Genomic DNA, 15,946 nt, shown 5'->3' with positions numbered 1-15,946 from the left:
GGTCAGTCTCCCTGGCTTGTGATTTCATAGTGAAAGATTTTGGCCATGATGGCCCAGCGGCCTTGATCGTAGATCAGGGTCAGGAAATCGGTGTAGTCGCGGCCCATCATGGTCATTTCCAATCGTGCGAACGCGAGAGTCGGGCCTCCCGTTTCGATCGAAATGATGCGCTCGTTGCGGGTTTCTCCGTTGCTTGCTGGCGGCACCCGTTGATCCAGCACCTTCCGGTATTCGTCGAACGACAGTACCCGGTAATCCTCTGGTGTTGCACTCACATACTGGGCGTGCGGATGGAACACGCCAGAGAGCATGGCGCTGTTGGCCTTGTGCAGTCCTTCAAAATAGGTTTCGAGCAGGACCGGGATGGCTTCGTAAGGCTTGGGTGAGTTCATTGTGCGACCAGTCCTTCCGACAACATTGCGGCTTTAACGCTCGGCCGGGCCGCCATGCGATTCCAGAGGGTGTTCAGGAACGGCCAATCCTTGAGATCGATCCCGGGCACGGCGGCCCAACTGCACACTACAAAAAGGTAGGCGTCAGCAACGGTGAAGGTGTCGCCCACCAGATAGGCTCGACCATCGTCGAGCAGAGACTCCAGGTAGTCGAAATGGCGGGGGATGGTCTCCAGTGCCTGGGCACGCTGTTCGTCCGTTGCGCTGGCTTTGAAGAAGGGACCAAAGGCCTTGTGCAGCTCCGATGCAATGTAGTTCAGGTGCTCCTGCAAACGGGCTCGCTCAAGGGTGCCTACGTCGGGTATCAATGTAGTTGATTCCGCCAGGTATTGAAGGATCGCAGCGCCTTCGGTCAGTACCGCTCTGCCGGTATCCAGCGCCGGCACATAACCTTTGGGGTTGACGGTTTTATAGTCGATACCGGACTCGGTGCGCTGGGTTTGGGTATCAACGGGCTCAAGGGTGAAATCAATACCCAGTTCTCTAAGTACAATGTGTGTCGCCAGTGAGCAGGCGCCGGGTTTGAAATACAGTTTCATGGGTAGATCTCCTCTGTGTGATAAGCACTGGGCTTGGACACAGAGGAGATTACTGCCTGCAATAAGAATAAAATAATATTGAGTTATTATGATAATGATAATTTAATAGAATCATCTTTGGGTGAAGAAACAAGAGGCATCGATGAAGCTGGAGCAATTGCGTGTACTGGATGCCATCGTGACGCAAGGCAGCTTTCGCAAAGCGTCTGAGGTGCTCTACAAATCCCAGCCCGCTTTGAGCCAGGCTATCAAAAGCCTGGAAGAGGAAACCGGGCTAACCCTGCTGTCCCGGGAGAGTTACCGCCCGGTGCTTACCCCAGCCGGTAAGGCCTATTACCGCCAGGCACGGGGTGTGCTGGACCAGGTACAGGCTCTGAAGGAGTTGGCCGGCAAGTTGTCGGCCAGCCAGGAAGCGGAGGTGCGGCTGTCGGTATCCGCCACTTGTCCGTTGGGTAATCTCCTGTCAGTGATTGGTGAGCTCAAGGAGGCATACCCAGCCACGGATATCCGGCTGATGTCGGATGCCATGGGTGGCAGTGCAGAACGACTCATGGCGGGCGAGGTTGATTTTATCATCGCCACAATGGATGGTCTTTCCACAGAGGCAGTTCATGCTTCGCCCTACACCGCCGTGAATATCATCCCTGTAGCCCATCCCGGCTATGGTCCGGCAAGCAGTCGCAAGCGGCTGAGCAATGCTGAAATGCGCCCGTACGTTCAGGTTGTGGTGGCGGGTACCGGGCAGGGGCAATATGACCAGAGCCGGGACGTGGTTCCGGAGAGCCTACGCTGGACGGTGTCGGATTTTGCCGCTAAAAAAGAGATTGTGCTGGCCAGGATGGGATGGGGCGGTCTGCCGGAGCACTTGATTGCCCGTGAATTGGAGGCCGGCGAACTGGTAACGCTTGATCTGAAAGGTTACCCGATCCGCCGTTCACAGCTTCATCTGGTGCGTCGTCGGGAAGGCGCTCTGGGGGTGGTTGCCCATGAGCTTTGGGAGCGACTCTCCACCAATTAAGAATCTAGAGGTAAAAAATGACCATCCAGAATGTGCTGGGAATTGATCTGCCCGTCATCCAGGCGCCAATGGCCGGTGTGCAGGGGCATGAACTGGCTGTAGCGGTGTCCAATGCAGGAGGGCTGGGCTCGTTGCCCTGTGCCATGCTTAGCTCTGAAGCACTGCGAAAAGAGTTGGAAGCACTGACAAGCCAGACCAGCAAGCCCTACAACGTCAACTTCTTCTGTCACACCCCGCCAGAGCCCGACGCCGAAGCAGAGCGTCATTGGCGCAAGGCCCTCTCGCCATATTTTGACGAGCTGGGTATTGATTCTAATGATGTATCCGCGCAAGCAGGAAGGGCCCCTTTCAGCTCAGAGGCAGCGGATGTGCTGGCGGACTTCAAGCCACCGGTGGTGAGTTTTCACTTTGGCTTGCCAGCACCGGAATTGATGGCACGTATAAGAGGGTGGGGCGGGAAGATACTGTCGACCGCCACAACCGTGGACGAAGCGCTCTGGCTAGAGGCCCAGGGCGTCGATGCCATTATCGCGCAAGGGCTTGAAGCGGGCGGCCATCGCGGGTTTTTTCTATCGCGGGATATCAGCACTCAGGTCGGCACCTTTGCCCTGATTCCACAATTGGTAGACGCGGTGAAAATCCCCGTTATCGCCGCTGGCGGCATTGCGGACTGCAAAGGCGTACAGGCTGCAATGGCGCTTGGGGCGGCCGGAGCGCAGATTGGCACCGCGTATTTGTTGTGCCCTGAAGCTCAAACCAAAGCAGTGCATCGCGCCGCCCTGAAATCAGAGGCCTGCCGTGTGACCGCACTGACAAATCTGTTCAGCGGTGGGGCAGCCCGAGGTATTGTGAACCGAATAATGCGTGAACTGGGGCCGATGAGTTCCAAAGCTCCTGCTTTTCCCCTGGCGTCATCCGCCATTGCACCATTACGTGCGAAAGCCGAAGCTGAGGGGAGCGGTGACTTTTCCCCTTTGTGGGCGGGGCAGAATGTTGGTGGCTGCAAGGAAGTTTCTGCTTCAAGTCTTACACGGGAGATCGGGACTTCTTCGAAATAAGAAGCCGGAGCCGGCGATATTAGAGGGCTAGCCGCCGCTATTATGCGGCGAAAGACCAAATTAACCTTGTCTTCGTAGTTGCCTGCAATAGACTGATAACTGCAGCCGGAAACCCGTCTTAGGGTGTTGTTGCGGCTTGATAATCAAAGAAAGGCCAACCAATGAGAGGAATAACCGTGCCCGCTATCTTTCCTTTTTACCGCGCAGCGGCTTTTACCCTTGCTCTGATCGCCGGGCCGGCTATGGCTGCTGATCCAGTAGTGGTGTCGTCCAAGATCGATACGGAAGGTGCTGTGTTGGGCCAGATGATCCTGCAAACCCTTGAAGAAGCCGACATTCCGGTTGAGAACCGCCTGCAGCTCGGCGCGACCAGCATCGTTCGCAATGCTATCAAGGCCGGCGAGATAGATCTGTACCCGGAGTACACCGGCAATGCCGCTTTCTTCCATGATCAGGCAGACCGGGACATCTGGAAAGATGCCGCCAAGGCCTACGAGCAGGCTGCCAGCCTTGATAAGAAGGCCCATAACATTGTCTGGCTAACACCGGCGAAAGCCAACAATACCTGGGCCATGAGTGTGCGGGGCGATCTGGCACGTGAGAACGGCTTGAACACGCTTGAAGATCTGGCTTCCTATATCAATGGCGGCGGCGCCTTCAAGTTTGCAGCCAGTTCCGAGTTTGTCGAATCTGCCAGCGCGTTGCCGGCGTTCCAGGAAGCGTACGGTTTCAAACTGGGGTCTGATCAGTTGCTGATCCTGTCCGGCGGCAACACTGCTGCGACGCTCCGGGCTGCGGCCCTGACCGACAACGATGTGAATGGCGCCATGACCTACGGCACTGATGGTGGTCTGAACGCACTCAATCTGAAGGTGATGGAGGACACATTGGGTGTCCAGCCGGTCTATCAGCCCGCGCCTATCGTGCGCGCGGAGGTGCTGGAAACGTATCCGAACATCCGCGAAGTTCTTGAGCCGGTCTTTGAGTCACTGGACCTGGAAACCCTTCAGCGTCTGAATGGTCAGGTTGCGGTGAATGGTGTGCCTGCCGAAGCAGTTGCCCGGGACTATCTGGATTCCCTGGCTCAGGACTAAGATTTGGCGATCACCGAGACTTTGCGCCCAAACCGAGTCATTCCGGTGCTTGGGGTGTTGGCCCTGGCACTGGTCTGGTTGCTGGACCTTGGTACTATCCAGCCCAACCGTATTGTTCCGGGCACCGGCCATGGACTGCTTTCGGCCGTGGGATGGACAGGGGCAGGGCTGGTTACGGGGATTCTGTTGGCGACCATTGTGCTGTCCACATTGCCGTTACGTCGTCGCTATGAGCTCCTGCTCGGTCTGATCGGACTTTCACTGGCAACGATGCCGCTGTTGCTGGAGGTGTTTGCCGCCCTCCATCTTCCCGAGGGTTCGCCCTACGCCCGCTCGTCGGTCGGGGCAGGGTTCTGGTCTCTTCTGTTTCTGCTTTCGCTGATGTTGATTGAGACCCTTGGCCGGCTCGAAGCCCGGCGTTGGTTGCAGTTGATGCTGCTGGTGTTTGTCGGTGGAAGCTGGCTTGTCTTTCTGCGTGGCGAGGGCCTGGAAAGTCTGTCCCTGGTGCGGGAGTTCAACGCTCGCCCCGACAAGTTCCAGCAAGCGCTCTGGACGCACCTGGCCCTGGCATTGGGTGCGGTCGCCATCAGTGCCGGCCTGGCGTTCGCCCTGGCGCTTAAAATGATCCGCAGCCCCGCCTGGCAGCGCCCTCTTCTGGGCGCCGTGAGTTTTCTGCAAACCATTCCAAGCCTTGCGGTGTTTGGTTTGCTGATTGCGCCACTCAGTGCGCTCTCGTCAGCGCTCCCGTTTCTGCAGGATCTTGGCATCCGGGGGATTGGTTGGGCGCCAGCGCTGCTGGCGTTAATCGCTTACAGTTTGCTGCCGATGGTGCGCAACACCTTTGTGGCCATTACCGAAGTTCCCGAAAGCCTGGCCGATGCGGCGCGGGGTATGGGTATGAATGAACACCAGGTGTTTTATCAGCTCAAGCTGCCGTTGGCGCTGCCGGTGATGATCGAGGGTGTACGTATCACAACCATTCAGGCAATCGGCCTGACGGCGGTAGCCGCCCTCATCGGAGCGGGTGGTTTCGGTGGTTTTATCTTTCAGGGGCTGGGGCAGGCGGCTATGGACCTGGTGTTGCTCGGCGCCTTGCCTACGATTGCGTTGGCGCTGCTTGCCGATGCGTTACTCACGATGTTGGCGGCCAGTCTCAAGCCGACACCGGCAACGGCCTGATAGGGGAAGGAACTGGTCGGATGATTGAACTGAAAAATGTCTCCCGGCGTTTCGGCGATACCGTCGCAGTGGATGGGGTTAACCTGACCATCGAAACCGGTGAAGTCTGCGTGCTGGTGGGCAGTTCCGGCTGCGGTAAATCGACCACGCTGCGCATGATAAACCGTCTTTTGCCCCACAGCGCTGGCGAGATATTGGTGGATGGTGAGGACATCACCACCATGAATCCGGAACAGCTGCGGCTGAACATGGGGTATGTGATCCAGGGTACGGGGTTGTTTCCTCACTGGACGGTGGCGCGCAACATCGCCATGGTACCCAGGCTGTTGAACTGGCCGAGGGAGCGGATCGACGCTCGAGTCGACGAGTTGATGACCTTGTTGGATCTCGACCCCAGCGCCCACGCCAACAAATACCCCCAGCAATTGTCTGGCGGCCAAGCGCAACGGGTCGGTGTTGCGCGGGCATTGGCGGCGGACCCCAACATACTGTTGATGGACGAACCTTTCGGTGCATTGGATGCGATAACGCGGGAAAACCTCCAACTGGAAATGCTGCGGATCCAGAAACAGGTCCGTAAAACCACTGTTTTCGTGACCCACGATATTGATGAAGCACTGAAGCTGGCCACCCGCATTGCCGTGATGGATCAGGGGCGCATTATCCAGCATGACACGCCGGAGAATATCCTTCGGTATCCAGCGTCGAACTTTGTTGAAAACCTGATTGGCAAGCAGGACCGCGGTCTGAAACTGATGAGCTTGCGGCCTGTGCGGGACCTGATGGCTAATCACACCGAGCCGCGGCAGTCAGAACCTGGGGAGCATGTGCTCAGGGAGGAGGACAGTATTCGCCTGGCCCTGTCCGTGATGCTCTGGCAGGACCTGCGACAGGTTGCGGTGTTCAATACGCAGGGGCAGGAGACAGGTGTGATTACCCGTGAACGCATTATCCAGGAAGGCGTGTAATGCGTGTTTGGTTACCTGCCACTCTTTTGGCCTCACTGCTGCTCGTGCTGAGTGCCGGCATGCCGGTGCTGGAGCCATTGTTCAATTGGGTGCAGCCGGGCAAGCAGCAGGTGATCTATGAACGGGAGAGCTTTTTATTCCTGCTTCAGAATCACCTGATGCTGGTCGTCGTATCGGCGGCCGTGGGTACTCTCGTTGCGGTGGCTGGCGGCATCTTTGTCACCCGTCCTTTTGGCCGCGATTTCCTGCCTCTGGTCGGCCAGGTGGCTTCTATTGGCCAGACCTTTCCGCCGGTGGCTGTACTTGCGTTGGCGGTACCAGTGCTTGGTTTCGGCGAGGCTCCGATCCTTCTTGCGTTGGTCCTATATGGCTTGCTGCCCATTCTGCGCAATACCCTGGCGGGGCTGGAAGGTATCAATCCGGCTGTGCGGGAGGCCGCACTGGGTATGGGTATGTCGCCAGTGCAGGTCCTTGTGCGCGTAGAACTGCCCCTGGCCGGAAGGGTCATTCTCGCGGGTATTCGAACCTCTGTTACTATCAATATCGCGACCGCCGCTATCGGCTCAACCATTGGAGCCCGCACCCTGGGCGATCCGGTGATTGCCGGGCTGGTGAACGGCAATACCGCGTATGTGCTGCAAGGGGCGATTCTGATCGGGTTGCTTGCGCTGACAACGGATAGCCTGTTTGAAGCACTTGAACGATCCTGGGATCGTCGATTGCAATCCGTAGGAGTCTAGATGGGTAGTTATCTGCTGTTTGTTGTTATCGCTATAGCGACTGTCCTCAGCCCGGGGCCAGGCGTTATGTTGACACTGACCAACGCCATTCGGTTCGGTGTGTCCGGTGCCTTCGGCGGAATTCTGGGGATTGCCTTTGGTACGTTCATTGTTGCGGGTATTTCAGCCACAAGCCTGGGCATTGTACTGGCGACGTCGGCGACGGCATTTAGCATCATGAAGTTTATTGGTGCCGCCTACCTGATTTATCTGGGGGTAAAACTGTGGCGGTCTCCTGTCACCGAAATTGAGGAAGCGACGACGGTAGCTCGGAGCAGGAAACTCCAGTTTCTTGAGGGGCTGACATTGCAACTCACAAACCCGAAAGCCGTATTCTTCTTCCTGTCTGTTTTTCCTCAATTTATTGATTACTCGACTGAATTTGTCGGCCAGTTTGCCCTTTTGGTCGTCACTTACAGCGCTTTGGTTGTCGCCATCCACTTGCTGTATGCGCGCCTCGCCAGATCAGCACGTGGCTGGCTTTCATCTGAAAAAGGGGGGCACTTGGTCAATAAACTGGGTGGGGCGACGTTTGTCGGCTTTGGTGTGGGGCTGGCAACGGCGAGCAGGTAGCGGCGAATCATTTCCCGTACCTTCACGGGTGATTTATTCATTGGATTGTCTCAGCTTGGCAGCCAAAGACTCGGACAAATCTGCGGGGTTTGCTGTTTTGATCCTTCAGGTTATTACAGCAAAGCGTTTAGCGCTCCCAAGGCGGCGGACACACAGGAGATTGGATGAGAAAACCCGTTGTATCAAGCCCCCTGCGGCGAGCTTTCCCGCTTGTCGCAATCCTTTTGCTCACCGCCTGCGATGCGCCACAACTGCTTCCGCCTGACGCCCGCCTTCCGGACGGCAGTACCTATTCCGGTGATATTCAGGATGGTTACTTTCACGGTGAAGGCGTTCAGGAATTTGCCAGTGGCATGGTCTACACCGGCCAGTTCCAGGAGGGCTACTGGCACGGCCATGGTGAGCTCGAGTCCCCGGCGGGTTGGCATTACGAGGGCGAGTTCCAGAAAGGGACGATGTCGGGACAGGGCGTAATCGAAGACGACGGCAGTCGCTACGAGGGGGAATTCCGGAACGGTGAGTTCCACGGTGAGGGGCGTTACGAAGCCGGTGGCAGTGTCTATGTCGCTGAGTTTGAAGATGGCAATCCCGTGGAGGGAAAACACGTTACGGATTACGGCACCTACGAAGGGGAGTTCCGTGACTGGTATTACCACGGGGAAGGCAGCTACGCCTTTACCGGCGAATCGGAGGATCTGGGTAGCCTCACAGGAACCTGGGAGTTTGGTGAGTTCGTCGACCAGGAAGAGTACGTCGCGGAAGCACCTGTCCCGGAAGAACCAGCGCTTTTCACCGAGACTATTCTCGTCGAAGACCGTCGGCGCCTGAACAACCAGATCGAGAGCCTCGCCCCTGAACAGGCGGAGGCAGCAGATGCTTACTTCCTGGCAGTTGGTGGCGACGGCACCGAGTCGGTGTTCATGCGCGATATCCAGGTTGCCAAAACTGGCCTTCAGGCGCAGTTTGATGTCGAAAACCGCGCCATCATGCTGCTCAATCATCGGGACTATGAAACGTTTCCCCTGGCTACCCGGCCATCCATTGCCTCAGCTCTGGCGGCATTGGATGCGAAGATGAATCCTGAGGAAGACCTGCTTGTGGTTCACCTGGTCAGCCACGGTATGCAAAACGGACAACTGCTGTTGCAGCAACCCGGTATCGAGTTGCCGAACCTCTCGCCGCAGGATTTTGCGGAAATGCTGGAACCACTGAATGTGCGCCGAAAACTGCTGGTGATTTCTGCATGCTACTCCGGCCAGTGGATAGAGCCACTCAAGGACGAAGACACACTGATCATGACCTCCGCCCGGGCAGACCGTACCTCTTTCGGCTGTGGTGATGACTCGGAGATGACCTGGTTCACCAAGGCGGTTTATCAGAGTGTGGGGCTGTCATTGGCCGACCCTGATGCCATGTTCGAGGACATCAACCAGCAGATCCGAACCTGGGAAGAAGAGATTGGTATGGGGGAATCGAATTGGTCCTATCCCCAGTCGCACGTCGGTGAGAACCTGCGAGAGTGGTTGAGCCAGATGCCTCAGCCTGCACCTTAGAAAGCTAAAACACCGTGACGAGCTCGCGATGGACCCACTGATCACAGCCGCTTCTTCTGCGGAGGCGGAAAAAGTGGGCAGTTGTGGGCAGCTCGTTTTCCGGGTTAGCTGCCAAAACGATCCATGGACAGGTGGCGCATTCGGGTTGTTACAGGCGCACCCTAGGTCTCCCGTGATTCAAACTCCGTATTGCGCGGATCAAGTTCCTCAACCCCCAATCCTGCTTCCGGAGTGACGGTGTAGTACTGCTCCTGCTGCTCCACAGTTGGGTGTTGGCGCTTCGGCCCCGCAACCATGAACAGGATCAGCCCTCCCAGCATCAGGGCATTGCTGACGAAAAGGCCCCGCGGCCCCAGAAGGTCCATGAACAGGGAACTGACCAGCGGGCCGATGATGCTGCCAATGCCGTAACTCAGTAACAGTGCTGTGCTCGCTGCGGTGATCTGGTGGGTTTCCATCAGGTCATTGGTGATGGCCACAGCGATGGGGTAGATGGCAGCGCTGATGCCCATGTACAACCCGACAAACAGCACCAGGGCCACCATGCTGATGTTGCCAATAACAGCTGCAGCCAGGCTGCACACGGCAGCGACGATGGCGGCCACCAGCATGACCCGGTATCGGTCGAAGCGGTCGCACAGTTGCCCGATGGGCCAGGCCATCAGCATGGCAGCCACGATGGCCGAAGCCATGAAGTTGGAGAGCTGCCCGAGGTTCAGGCCAATCTGATTGGCGTACACTGGCCCCATGGCATAGAAGGCACTGATGAGCAGCCCGGCGATCAGTGCGCCGAGCGTGCCCGTTGGTGACTTGTTATAGAGTTTACGTAATGACAGGCGTTCACCCTGCGAAACCGACGGTGACTCCCGGCGGGTCATTGCAAGGGGCGTGAGGGCGAGAACCACCAGGATGGTTGCCAGGGAGAAGGGAATAAAGCCCGCCGGGTCGGCAACGCGTATCAGTACCTGGCCTCCGGCGGTGGATAGGAAGAAGATGACCTGGTAAATGGCAAACAGGCTGGCCCGGTTACGGTTGTCGGCCTTGCTGCTGAACCAGCTTTCCATCACGATCATCAGGCCGGCCATTACGAAGCCGCCCACGGCCCGAAGGCCACCCCAGAGCCCGGCCTGGACGGCCATTGGATAAATCAGTATTGAGGCAGAAAGCACCGCGGCGAAAACCGCGAACGCGCGGATGTGTCCCACCTTTTCAATGATGCGCCCGGCATAGAGCGTGCCGGCCACAAAGCCGATGGAGTAGAACGCCAGGATCCACCCGATCACACTGGCGCTGAAGTCTTCGATGCTGAGCCTGAGCCCCAGCAGGGTCATGAGGAAAGCGTTACCTGCGATGAGCAGAATGATGCTCAGGATCAGTGACGTCAGGCTGATGATGGTTTGCCGCATCAATCGTCGGTCCCCGCTTGTCCGCTAGTCTGGATGTCAGTATAAGTTTGTGGGGTTATGCGAAAGTACTGTAGTGATGGTCTCGCTTGAATTAAAGGGGCCCACCCGATCCGTCTGTGGTGTGAATTCGTGCGCTGTTGAGAACAGCGCTTCAGAGGTGAGGTAGAAAGTTCATTGACGCCGGAACAAATGGATACCCTGCTGGAAACTATCCCTGACGCCCGTGACGGTCTCACCCGCACGGAGCGGATCATTCTCTATGTGTTACACGAAACCCAGCGTGAATTAAAAGGACGTAATGTGCCAACGGTTATGCTCTACGGCCGGGTGGTGGAATACGTCAATATCAGTGAAGCGGAGCTCCATGTCTATCTGGACAGGTTGGGTGTGAGGGGCGGCTGAGTTGCCCCAGGTCATTGATTTTCGCCGTTCATTATTTGCGCAAACGCTAATCCACTGTTAGGTTTCTAGTCAGGGCTTCATCCTGAATTCATAGGGAGAGCGCATGGCAGACACCGTCACTGACTTGCTGGTCCGCTACTGGGCCACCGGCTTCTTCATCGTTGCCACGTTGGGTCTTTGTGCCTTTATGGTGGGTGCCTCCAGCTTGCTTGGAGGGCGTAGCCGGGGTGTCAGCAAATCCCTCCCTTTCGAGTCCGGCATCGTCGGCACCGGTGATGCCAGACAACGCTTTTCCGTCAAATTTTATCTGGTCGCGATGCTGTTCGTGATCTTCGATATCGAAGCCGTGTTCCTGTTTGCCTGGGCCATTGTCATTCCCGACGTGGGCTGGACAGGATTCTGGGGCGCGGCGGTTTTTATCCTGATTCTGCTGGCCGGTCTGCTCTATGACAGTCGTACCGGTGCCCTGGACTGGGCCCCGGAATCATCCAGCGGTAGACCTCGTAGTCCGGCAGGCTGATTCAACGCACCCGATTACGGCGCGGGCCAACGGTGATTTCGCTGTTGGGACCAGCGCCCATGGAGGCGCAGCATGTCCTACACACTGACCAGGGCGGAACCTTCGCCGGAAGGTGACACGCAATACCCGGTACGGCAACAGGAACCGTCGGAAGATCCGGTGAAACGCCAGCTTGAACGCAATGTGTTCACCGGCAAGCTGAGCGACGTTCTCAATTCCGCGGTCAACTGGGGCCGCAAGAATTCCCTCTGGCCCTACAACTTCGGGCTGTCCTGCTGCTACGTGGAAATGACCACGGCCTTCACCGCGCCCCACGACATTGCCCGTTTTGGCTCCGAAGTTATCCGCGCATCGCCCCGACAGGCGGATTTCATGGTGATTGCCGGCACCTGCTTTATCAAGATGGCGCCGGTGATCCAGCAACTGTACGACCAGATGCTGGAACCCAAGTGGGTAATATCCATGGGCTCCTGCGCAAACTCCGGCGGTATGTACGACATCTACTCGGTGGTGCAGGGCGTCGACAAGTTCCTGCCAGTGGATGTGTATGTGCCCGGTTGCCCGCCCCGGCCAGAGGCCTTTCTGCAGGGGTTGCAGTTGCTACAGGACTCCATCCAGGAAGAACGCAGACCGCTGTCCTGGGTGGTTGGCGATCAGGGTGTCTATAGGGCGGAGATGCCGTCCCAGCGTGAAAAATGGCGGGATCAGCGCATCCAGGCCACCGAATTGCGCACGCCGGACAAACTGTGACAATCACGACTATGACGACAGATGCCACTGACATCGAGAGCCTGCTGGGTGATTTCCGCGAGGATGTACTGCATGTGCAGCCCACGCTGACGGGCATGCCGGTATTCTGGGTGTCGCGAGAGAGTATCGTCGATATTTTGGCGCACCTGAAGCAGCAGCGAGCGCCGTTTTCCATGCTCTATGACCTGTCCGCCGTGGATGAGCGCTTGCGTGGTTACAGGAACGGTCTGCCAGAGGCTGACTTCACTGTGTTCTACCACTTGCTGTCGGTGGAGCGTAATGAAGACCTGATCCTGAAGGTTGGGCTGCCAGAGAGCGATTTGCGGGTGCCCACCGTTAGCAACGTCTTCGCCAATGCCAACTGGTACGAGCGGGAAATCCTGGACATGTTCGGCATCGCCGTCGCCGGACACCCGCATCCGGAGCGGATACTGATGCCGCCGACCTGGACGGGCCACCCGCTGAGGAAGGATTACCCCGCCCGGGCCACCGAGTTTGATCCCTATACCCTGACCGTGGAAGGCCAGGATGCCGAACAGGAAGCCATGCGGTTCGACCCGGAAGCCTGGGGCATGCAGCGTGAACGCGACGGGGCGGAGTTCATGTTTCTCAACCTGGGGCCCAATCACCCGTCCGCCCATGGGGCTTTCCGCATTGTGCTGCAACTGGACGGTGAGGAAATCGTCGATTGCGTGCCAGACATTGGCTACCACCACCGGGGCGCCGAGAAGATGGCCGAGCGCCAGTCCTGGCACAGCTTTATTCCCTACACCGATCGCATTGACTACACCGGTGGGGTGATGAACAACCTGCCTTATGTGCTGGCCGCAGAAAAACTGGCCGGTATTGAGGTGCCGGACAGGGTGAAGGTGATTCGGGTGATGATGGCGGAGATGTTCCGCATCACCAGCCATCTGTTGTTCCTCGGGACGTATCTGCAGGATCTGGGTGCCATGACGCCGGTGTTCTACACCTTCAGCGACCGGCAGCGGGGCTATGAGGTGATCGAAGGCATTACCGGGTTTCGCATGCACCCGGCTTGGTACCGCATTGGCGGTGTGATGCAGGATTTGCCCCAGGGTTGGGAAAAACTGGTGCAGGGCTTTCTGGACTGGATGCCCGCACGCCTGAAGGAATACGAACGGGCGATGATGGAAAACGCCATCGTGCGCGAGCGGACCCGCCATGTGGCGGCCTTCAATACAGCCGAGGCACTGGAGTGGGGGGTGACCGGGCCTAACCTGCGGGCCACCGGCTGCGATTTTGATTTGCGTAAGCAGCGGCCTTACTCCGGTTATGAACAGTTCGAATTTGAGGTGCCGCTGGGCCATAACGGGGATGTGTTCGACCGGGGGCAGTTGCGTATCGACGAAATGCGCCAGAGCCTTCGAATCATCCAGCAGTGCGTCAACAACATGCCCGCGGGTGACTACAAGGCGGATCATCCACTGACGACGCCGCCGCCCCGGGAGCGCATGCTCCAGCACATCGAAACCCTTATTACCCACTTTCTGCAGGTGTCCTGGGGGCCGGTGCTGGAACCCAATGAATCCCTGCAGATGATTGAGGCCACCAAGGGCATCAACAGTTATTACCTGACCAGTGACGGCAACACCATGAGCTACCGTACCCGCATCCGTACCCCGAGCTTCCCACACCTGCAGCAGATACCGGCGGTGATGCGCGGAGGCTTCGTGCCGGACCTGATCGCCCACTTGGGTAGTATCGACTTCGTGATGGCAGACGTGGACCGCTGATGATGGCAACAACACCACAGACACATCGGGTTATCGGCACTGACGGATTCGAACTTCATCCGGCGGACGAGACCGCGATGCTGGAAGAAATGGCGCACTACGAGCAGCCCCAGGCCGCGTGTATTGAGGCCCTGAAAATCGTCCAGCGCCGTTACGGCTGGGTGCCGGATGGTGCCATTGGCGCCATTGCAAAGGTGCTTGGTATCGGCCCCGCGTCGGTAGAGGGCGTGGCGACCTTCTACAGCCTGATCTTCCGTCAGCCGGTGGGTCGGCATGTGGTGCTGGTCTGTGACAGCAGTTCCTGTTTTCTGAGTGGTTTCGACGAATTGAAACAGGCGCTGGAGAGCCATCTTGGAATCGACTATGGCCAGACGACAGAAGACGGCCGGTTCACCCTGCTACCGGTCTGCTGCCTGGGTGCTTGCGATGGCGCGCCGGCCCTGATGATTGACGATGATACCTATGGCCCGGTGTCACCGGACGACCTGCCGGGCCTGCTGGAGGGTTACCCATGAGCGAGTCCATTTCCAGCCAGCGTACGTCCGTGCGTTATCGCAGCCGGCTGTTGCAACCGGAGGCGGACCGTCATCCGGATAGCCATCCGCTGACCTGGCGACTGCGTGACGATGGCGAAGTGATCTGGCTTGACGAATACCTGCGCAAGGAAGGCTACCAGTCGGTTCGCAAGGCGCTGGACAACGGCGACCCCCAGGCCATCATCGCCACCATGAAAGACGCCAATGTACGAGGTCGCGGCGGTGCAGGCTTTTCCGCCGGGCTCAAGTGGAGCCTGACCCTGCAGGGCGGCAACATGCCCCGGGGCTACCTGATCTGCAATGCGGACGAAATGGAACCAGGCACCTTCAAGGACCGCCTGCTGATGGAGCAACAGCCTCACCTGCTGATCGAAGGCATGATTCTGGGGGCTTTGGCCAACAATTCCTTTTACGGCTACATCTTTCTACGCGGTGAATACGTGGAGGCAGCGCGAGTTCTGAACCGAGCTCTGGACGAAGCCAGGGCGGCCGGTTGGCTGGGCGCCAGCATTAATGGCAGCGGCTTTGATTTCGACATTGCCGTGCATACCGGCGCAGGGCGGTACATCTGTGGCGAGGAAACCGCACTGATCAATTCGCTGGAAGGCAAACGGGCCAACCCCCGTGCCAAGCCGCCGTTCCCGGGCCAGTCCGGGGCCTGGGGCAAACCCTCGGTGGTGAACAATGTGGAAACCCTGTGCAACGTGCCGGCGGTGATCCTCAAGGGTGCGGACTGGTATCAGGCACTATCCGGTGATCGCACTGACGACGGTGGCAGCAAACTCTATGGCGTGTCCGGCCCGGTGGAGAAGCCCGGCCTGTGGGAATTGCCCATGGGGACAACCGGCGCAGAAATCCTTGAGCGGGCTGGGGGTATGCGTGGCAACCGATCACTCAAGGCCTGGCTGCCAGGCGGCGCCAGCACCGGGTTTCTGTTGCCGGAGCATCTCGAGCTGCCGCTGGATTTCGACACCGTGGGCAAAGAGGGCAGCCGCCTGGGGACGGGATTGCTGACGGTGGTGCCTCAGGAACAGAGCATGGTGGCGCTGATGCGCAACCTGGAGGAGTTTTTTGCGCGGGAATCCTGTGGCTGGTGCACCCCCTGCCGGGACGGGCTGCCGTGGACGGTCAAACTGCTGTGGGCACTGGAACTGGGGCAGGGTGAAACCGGCGATATCGAACTACTGGACAAGCTGGCGGCGGACTGCGGCCCAGGGCTGACCTTCTGCGCCCATGCGCCCGGCGCCGCCATGCCGTTACAGACGGCCCTGAAACACTTCCGGCAGGAGTTTGAGCAGGGCGTCAGCAAACCCCGGGGTAAGGCCCATCAGGACCCGATTCCGGTGGGAGAAATCTGAGCGA

Annotated in this window: 17 protein-coding genes; 14 read left to right on the top strand and 3 right to left on the bottom strand. The window is 58.2% G+C overall.

Features of this window, described 5'->3' with window-relative positions; translation table 11 throughout:
* Positions 1–2: 2 nt before the first annotated feature.
* Complete coding sequence (locus R1T46_RS19140; RefSeq protein ID WP_317306623.1) at positions 3–392, bottom strand: nuclear transport factor 2 family protein; 390 nt, start codon at positions 390–392, stop codon at positions 3–5.
* On the bottom strand, positions 389–991 hold the full coding sequence (gstA, locus tag R1T46_RS19135) for a glutathione transferase GstA (RefSeq protein ID WP_075195916.1): 603 nt from the start codon (positions 989–991) through the stop codon (positions 389–391). The genes R1T46_RS19140 and gstA overlap by 4 nt, the downstream gene beginning before the upstream one ends.
* A 142-nt stretch (positions 992–1,133) precedes the next feature.
* On the opposite strand from gstA, the gene R1T46_RS19130 reads away from it, so the two are divergent.
* The 8 genes from R1T46_RS19130 to R1T46_RS19095 all read left to right on the top strand — a co-directional run bounded on the left by R1T46_RS19130 (position 1,134) and on the right by R1T46_RS19095 (position 9,213).
* The gene (locus R1T46_RS19130; protein WP_036204370.1) at positions 1,134–2,009 is read left to right on the top strand and encodes a LysR family transcriptional regulator; all 876 of its coding nucleotides are present in this window, start codon (positions 1,134–1,136) and stop codon (positions 2,007–2,009) included.
* A 17-nt stretch (positions 2,010–2,026) separates the two neighbouring features.
* On the top strand, positions 2,027–3,067 hold the full coding sequence (locus R1T46_RS19125; protein WP_317306620.1) for a nitronate monooxygenase: 1,041 nt from the start codon (positions 2,027–2,029) through the stop codon (positions 3,065–3,067).
* A gap of 242 nt (positions 3,068–3,309) precedes the next feature.
* Positions 3,310–4,161: an ABC transporter substrate-binding protein gene (locus R1T46_RS19120; protein WP_317308337.1), complete on the top strand. Its 852-nt coding sequence runs from the start codon at positions 3,310–3,312 to the stop codon at positions 4,159–4,161.
* Between the two features lie 3 nt (positions 4,162–4,164).
* On the top strand, positions 4,165–5,340 hold the full coding sequence (locus R1T46_RS19115; RefSeq protein ID WP_317306619.1) for an ABC transporter permease: 1,176 nt from the start codon (positions 4,165–4,167) through the stop codon (positions 5,338–5,340).
* A 20-nt stretch (positions 5,341–5,360) separates the two neighbouring features.
* Positions 5,361–6,308 carry an ABC transporter ATP-binding protein gene (locus R1T46_RS19110; protein ID WP_317306617.1) on the top strand — a complete coding sequence of 316 codons (948 nt, stop codon included), beginning with the start codon at positions 5,361–5,363 and terminating at the stop codon, positions 6,306–6,308.
* Positions 6,308–7,048, top strand: a complete 741-nt coding sequence (locus R1T46_RS19105) for an ABC transporter permease (RefSeq protein WP_317306616.1) — start codon at positions 6,308–6,310, stop codon at positions 7,046–7,048. The genes R1T46_RS19110 and R1T46_RS19105 overlap by 1 nt, the downstream gene beginning before the upstream one ends.
* The gene (locus tag R1T46_RS19100) at positions 7,049–7,660 is read left to right on the top strand and encodes a LysE family translocator (RefSeq protein ID WP_317306614.1); all 612 of its coding nucleotides are present in this window, start codon (positions 7,049–7,051) and stop codon (positions 7,658–7,660) included.
* 164 nt (positions 7,661–7,824) lie between these two features.
* Positions 7,825–9,213 (top strand): C13 family peptidase, encoded by a 1,389-nt coding sequence (locus tag R1T46_RS19095; protein ID WP_317306613.1) that lies wholly within the window; start codon positions 7,825–7,827, stop codon positions 9,211–9,213.
* A gap of 161 nt (positions 9,214–9,374) precedes the next feature.
* On the opposite strand, the gene R1T46_RS19090 is transcribed toward R1T46_RS19095, so the two are convergent.
* Positions 9,375–10,619: an MFS transporter gene (locus R1T46_RS19090; protein ID WP_317306612.1), complete on the bottom strand. Its 1,245-nt coding sequence runs from the start codon at positions 10,617–10,619 to the stop codon at positions 9,375–9,377.
* 189 nt (positions 10,620–10,808) lie between these two features.
* Here R1T46_RS19090 and R1T46_RS19085 point away from each other — a divergent pair, with 189 nt between their 5' ends.
* From R1T46_RS19085 to nuoF, 6 genes are all read left to right on the top strand, one after another.
* Positions 10,809–11,021 carry a hypothetical protein gene (locus R1T46_RS19085; protein ID WP_036205730.1) on the top strand — a complete coding sequence of 71 codons (213 nt, stop codon included), beginning with the start codon at positions 10,809–10,811 and terminating at the stop codon, positions 11,019–11,021.
* A gap of 103 nt (positions 11,022–11,124) precedes the next feature.
* Positions 11,125–11,541: an NADH-quinone oxidoreductase subunit A gene (gene ndhC, locus R1T46_RS19080; protein ID WP_041335332.1), complete on the top strand. Its 417-nt coding sequence runs from the start codon at positions 11,125–11,127 to the stop codon at positions 11,539–11,541.
* A gap of 72 nt (positions 11,542–11,613) precedes the next feature.
* The gene (locus tag R1T46_RS19075) at positions 11,614–12,291 is read left to right on the top strand and encodes a NuoB/complex I 20 kDa subunit family protein (RefSeq protein WP_036204395.1); all 678 of its coding nucleotides are present in this window, start codon (positions 11,614–11,616) and stop codon (positions 12,289–12,291) included.
* Positions 12,292–12,302: 11 nt separating this feature from the next.
* Entirely contained in the window at positions 12,303–14,048 is a 1,746-nt protein-coding gene (gene nuoC, locus R1T46_RS19070; protein ID WP_317308336.1) for an NADH-quinone oxidoreductase subunit C/D, read from the top strand.
* The gene (gene nuoE, locus R1T46_RS19065; protein ID WP_317306611.1) at positions 14,048–14,563 is read left to right on the top strand and encodes an NADH-quinone oxidoreductase subunit NuoE; all 516 of its coding nucleotides are present in this window, start codon (positions 14,048–14,050) and stop codon (positions 14,561–14,563) included. The genes nuoC and nuoE overlap by 1 nt, the downstream gene beginning before the upstream one ends.
* Positions 14,560–15,942 (top strand): NADH-quinone oxidoreductase subunit NuoF, encoded by a 1,383-nt coding sequence (gene nuoF, locus R1T46_RS19060; RefSeq protein WP_317306609.1) that lies wholly within the window; start codon positions 14,560–14,562, stop codon positions 15,940–15,942. Before nuoE ends, nuoF begins: the two co-directional genes overlap by 4 nt.
* The last annotated feature ends 4 nt before the right edge of the window (positions 15,943–15,946 follow it).

This window comes from Marinobacter salarius, assembly GCF_032922745.1.
In the GTDB taxonomy this organism is placed as follows: domain Bacteria; phylum Pseudomonadota; class Gammaproteobacteria; order Pseudomonadales; family Oleiphilaceae; genus Marinobacter.
This window is presented reverse-complemented; position numbering and strand designations above follow the sequence as displayed.

What these genes read in the sequence shown, in the direction of transcription:
- R1T46_RS19110 (WP_317306617.1), top strand. Translation starts at nt 5,361, where the DNA reads ATGATTGAACTGAAAAATGTCTCCCGGCGTTTCGGCGATACCGTCGCA.
- R1T46_RS19120 (WP_317308337.1), top strand. Translation starts at nt 3,310, where the DNA reads ATGGCTGCTGATCCAGTAGTGGTGTCGTCCAAGATCGATACGGAAGGT.
- nuoE (WP_317306611.1), top strand. Translation starts at nt 14,048, where the DNA reads ATGATGGCAACAACACCACAGACACATCGGGTTATCGGCACTGACGGA.
- R1T46_RS19075 (WP_036204395.1), top strand. Translation starts at nt 11,614, where the DNA reads ATGTCCTACACACTGACCAGGGCGGAACCTTCGCCGGAAGGTGACACG.
- ndhC (WP_041335332.1), top strand. Translation starts at nt 11,125, where the DNA reads ATGGCAGACACCGTCACTGACTTGCTGGTCCGCTACTGGGCCACCGGC.
- R1T46_RS19090 (WP_317306612.1), bottom strand. Translation starts at nt 10,619, where the DNA reads ATGCGGCAAACCATCATCAGCCTGACGTCACTGATCCTGAGCATCATT.
- R1T46_RS19105 (WP_317306616.1), top strand. Translation starts at nt 6,308, where the DNA reads ATGCGTGTTTGGTTACCTGCCACTCTTTTGGCCTCACTGCTGCTCGTG.
- gstA (WP_075195916.1), bottom strand. Translation starts at nt 991, where the DNA reads ATGAAACTGTATTTCAAACCCGGCGCCTGCTCACTGGCGACACACATT.
- nuoC (WP_317308336.1), top strand. Translation starts at nt 12,303, where the DNA reads ATGACGACAGATGCCACTGACATCGAGAGCCTGCTGGGTGATTTCCGC.
- R1T46_RS19140 (WP_317306623.1), bottom strand. Translation starts at nt 392, where the DNA reads ATGAACTCACCCAAGCCTTACGAAGCCATCCCGGTCCTGCTCGAAACC.
- R1T46_RS19095 (WP_317306613.1), top strand. Translation starts at nt 7,825, where the DNA reads ATGAGAAAACCCGTTGTATCAAGCCCCCTGCGGCGAGCTTTCCCGCTT.
- nuoF (WP_317306609.1), top strand. Translation starts at nt 14,560, where the DNA reads ATGAGCGAGTCCATTTCCAGCCAGCGTACGTCCGTGCGTTATCGCAGC.
- R1T46_RS19130 (WP_036204370.1), top strand. Translation starts at nt 1,134, where the DNA reads ATGAAGCTGGAGCAATTGCGTGTACTGGATGCCATCGTGACGCAAGGC.
- R1T46_RS19100 (WP_317306614.1), top strand. Translation starts at nt 7,049, where the DNA reads ATGGGTAGTTATCTGCTGTTTGTTGTTATCGCTATAGCGACTGTCCTC.
- R1T46_RS19125 (WP_317306620.1), top strand. Translation starts at nt 2,027, where the DNA reads ATGACCATCCAGAATGTGCTGGGAATTGATCTGCCCGTCATCCAGGCG.
- R1T46_RS19085 (WP_036205730.1), top strand. Translation starts at nt 10,809, where the DNA reads ATGGATACCCTGCTGGAAACTATCCCTGACGCCCGTGACGGTCTCACC.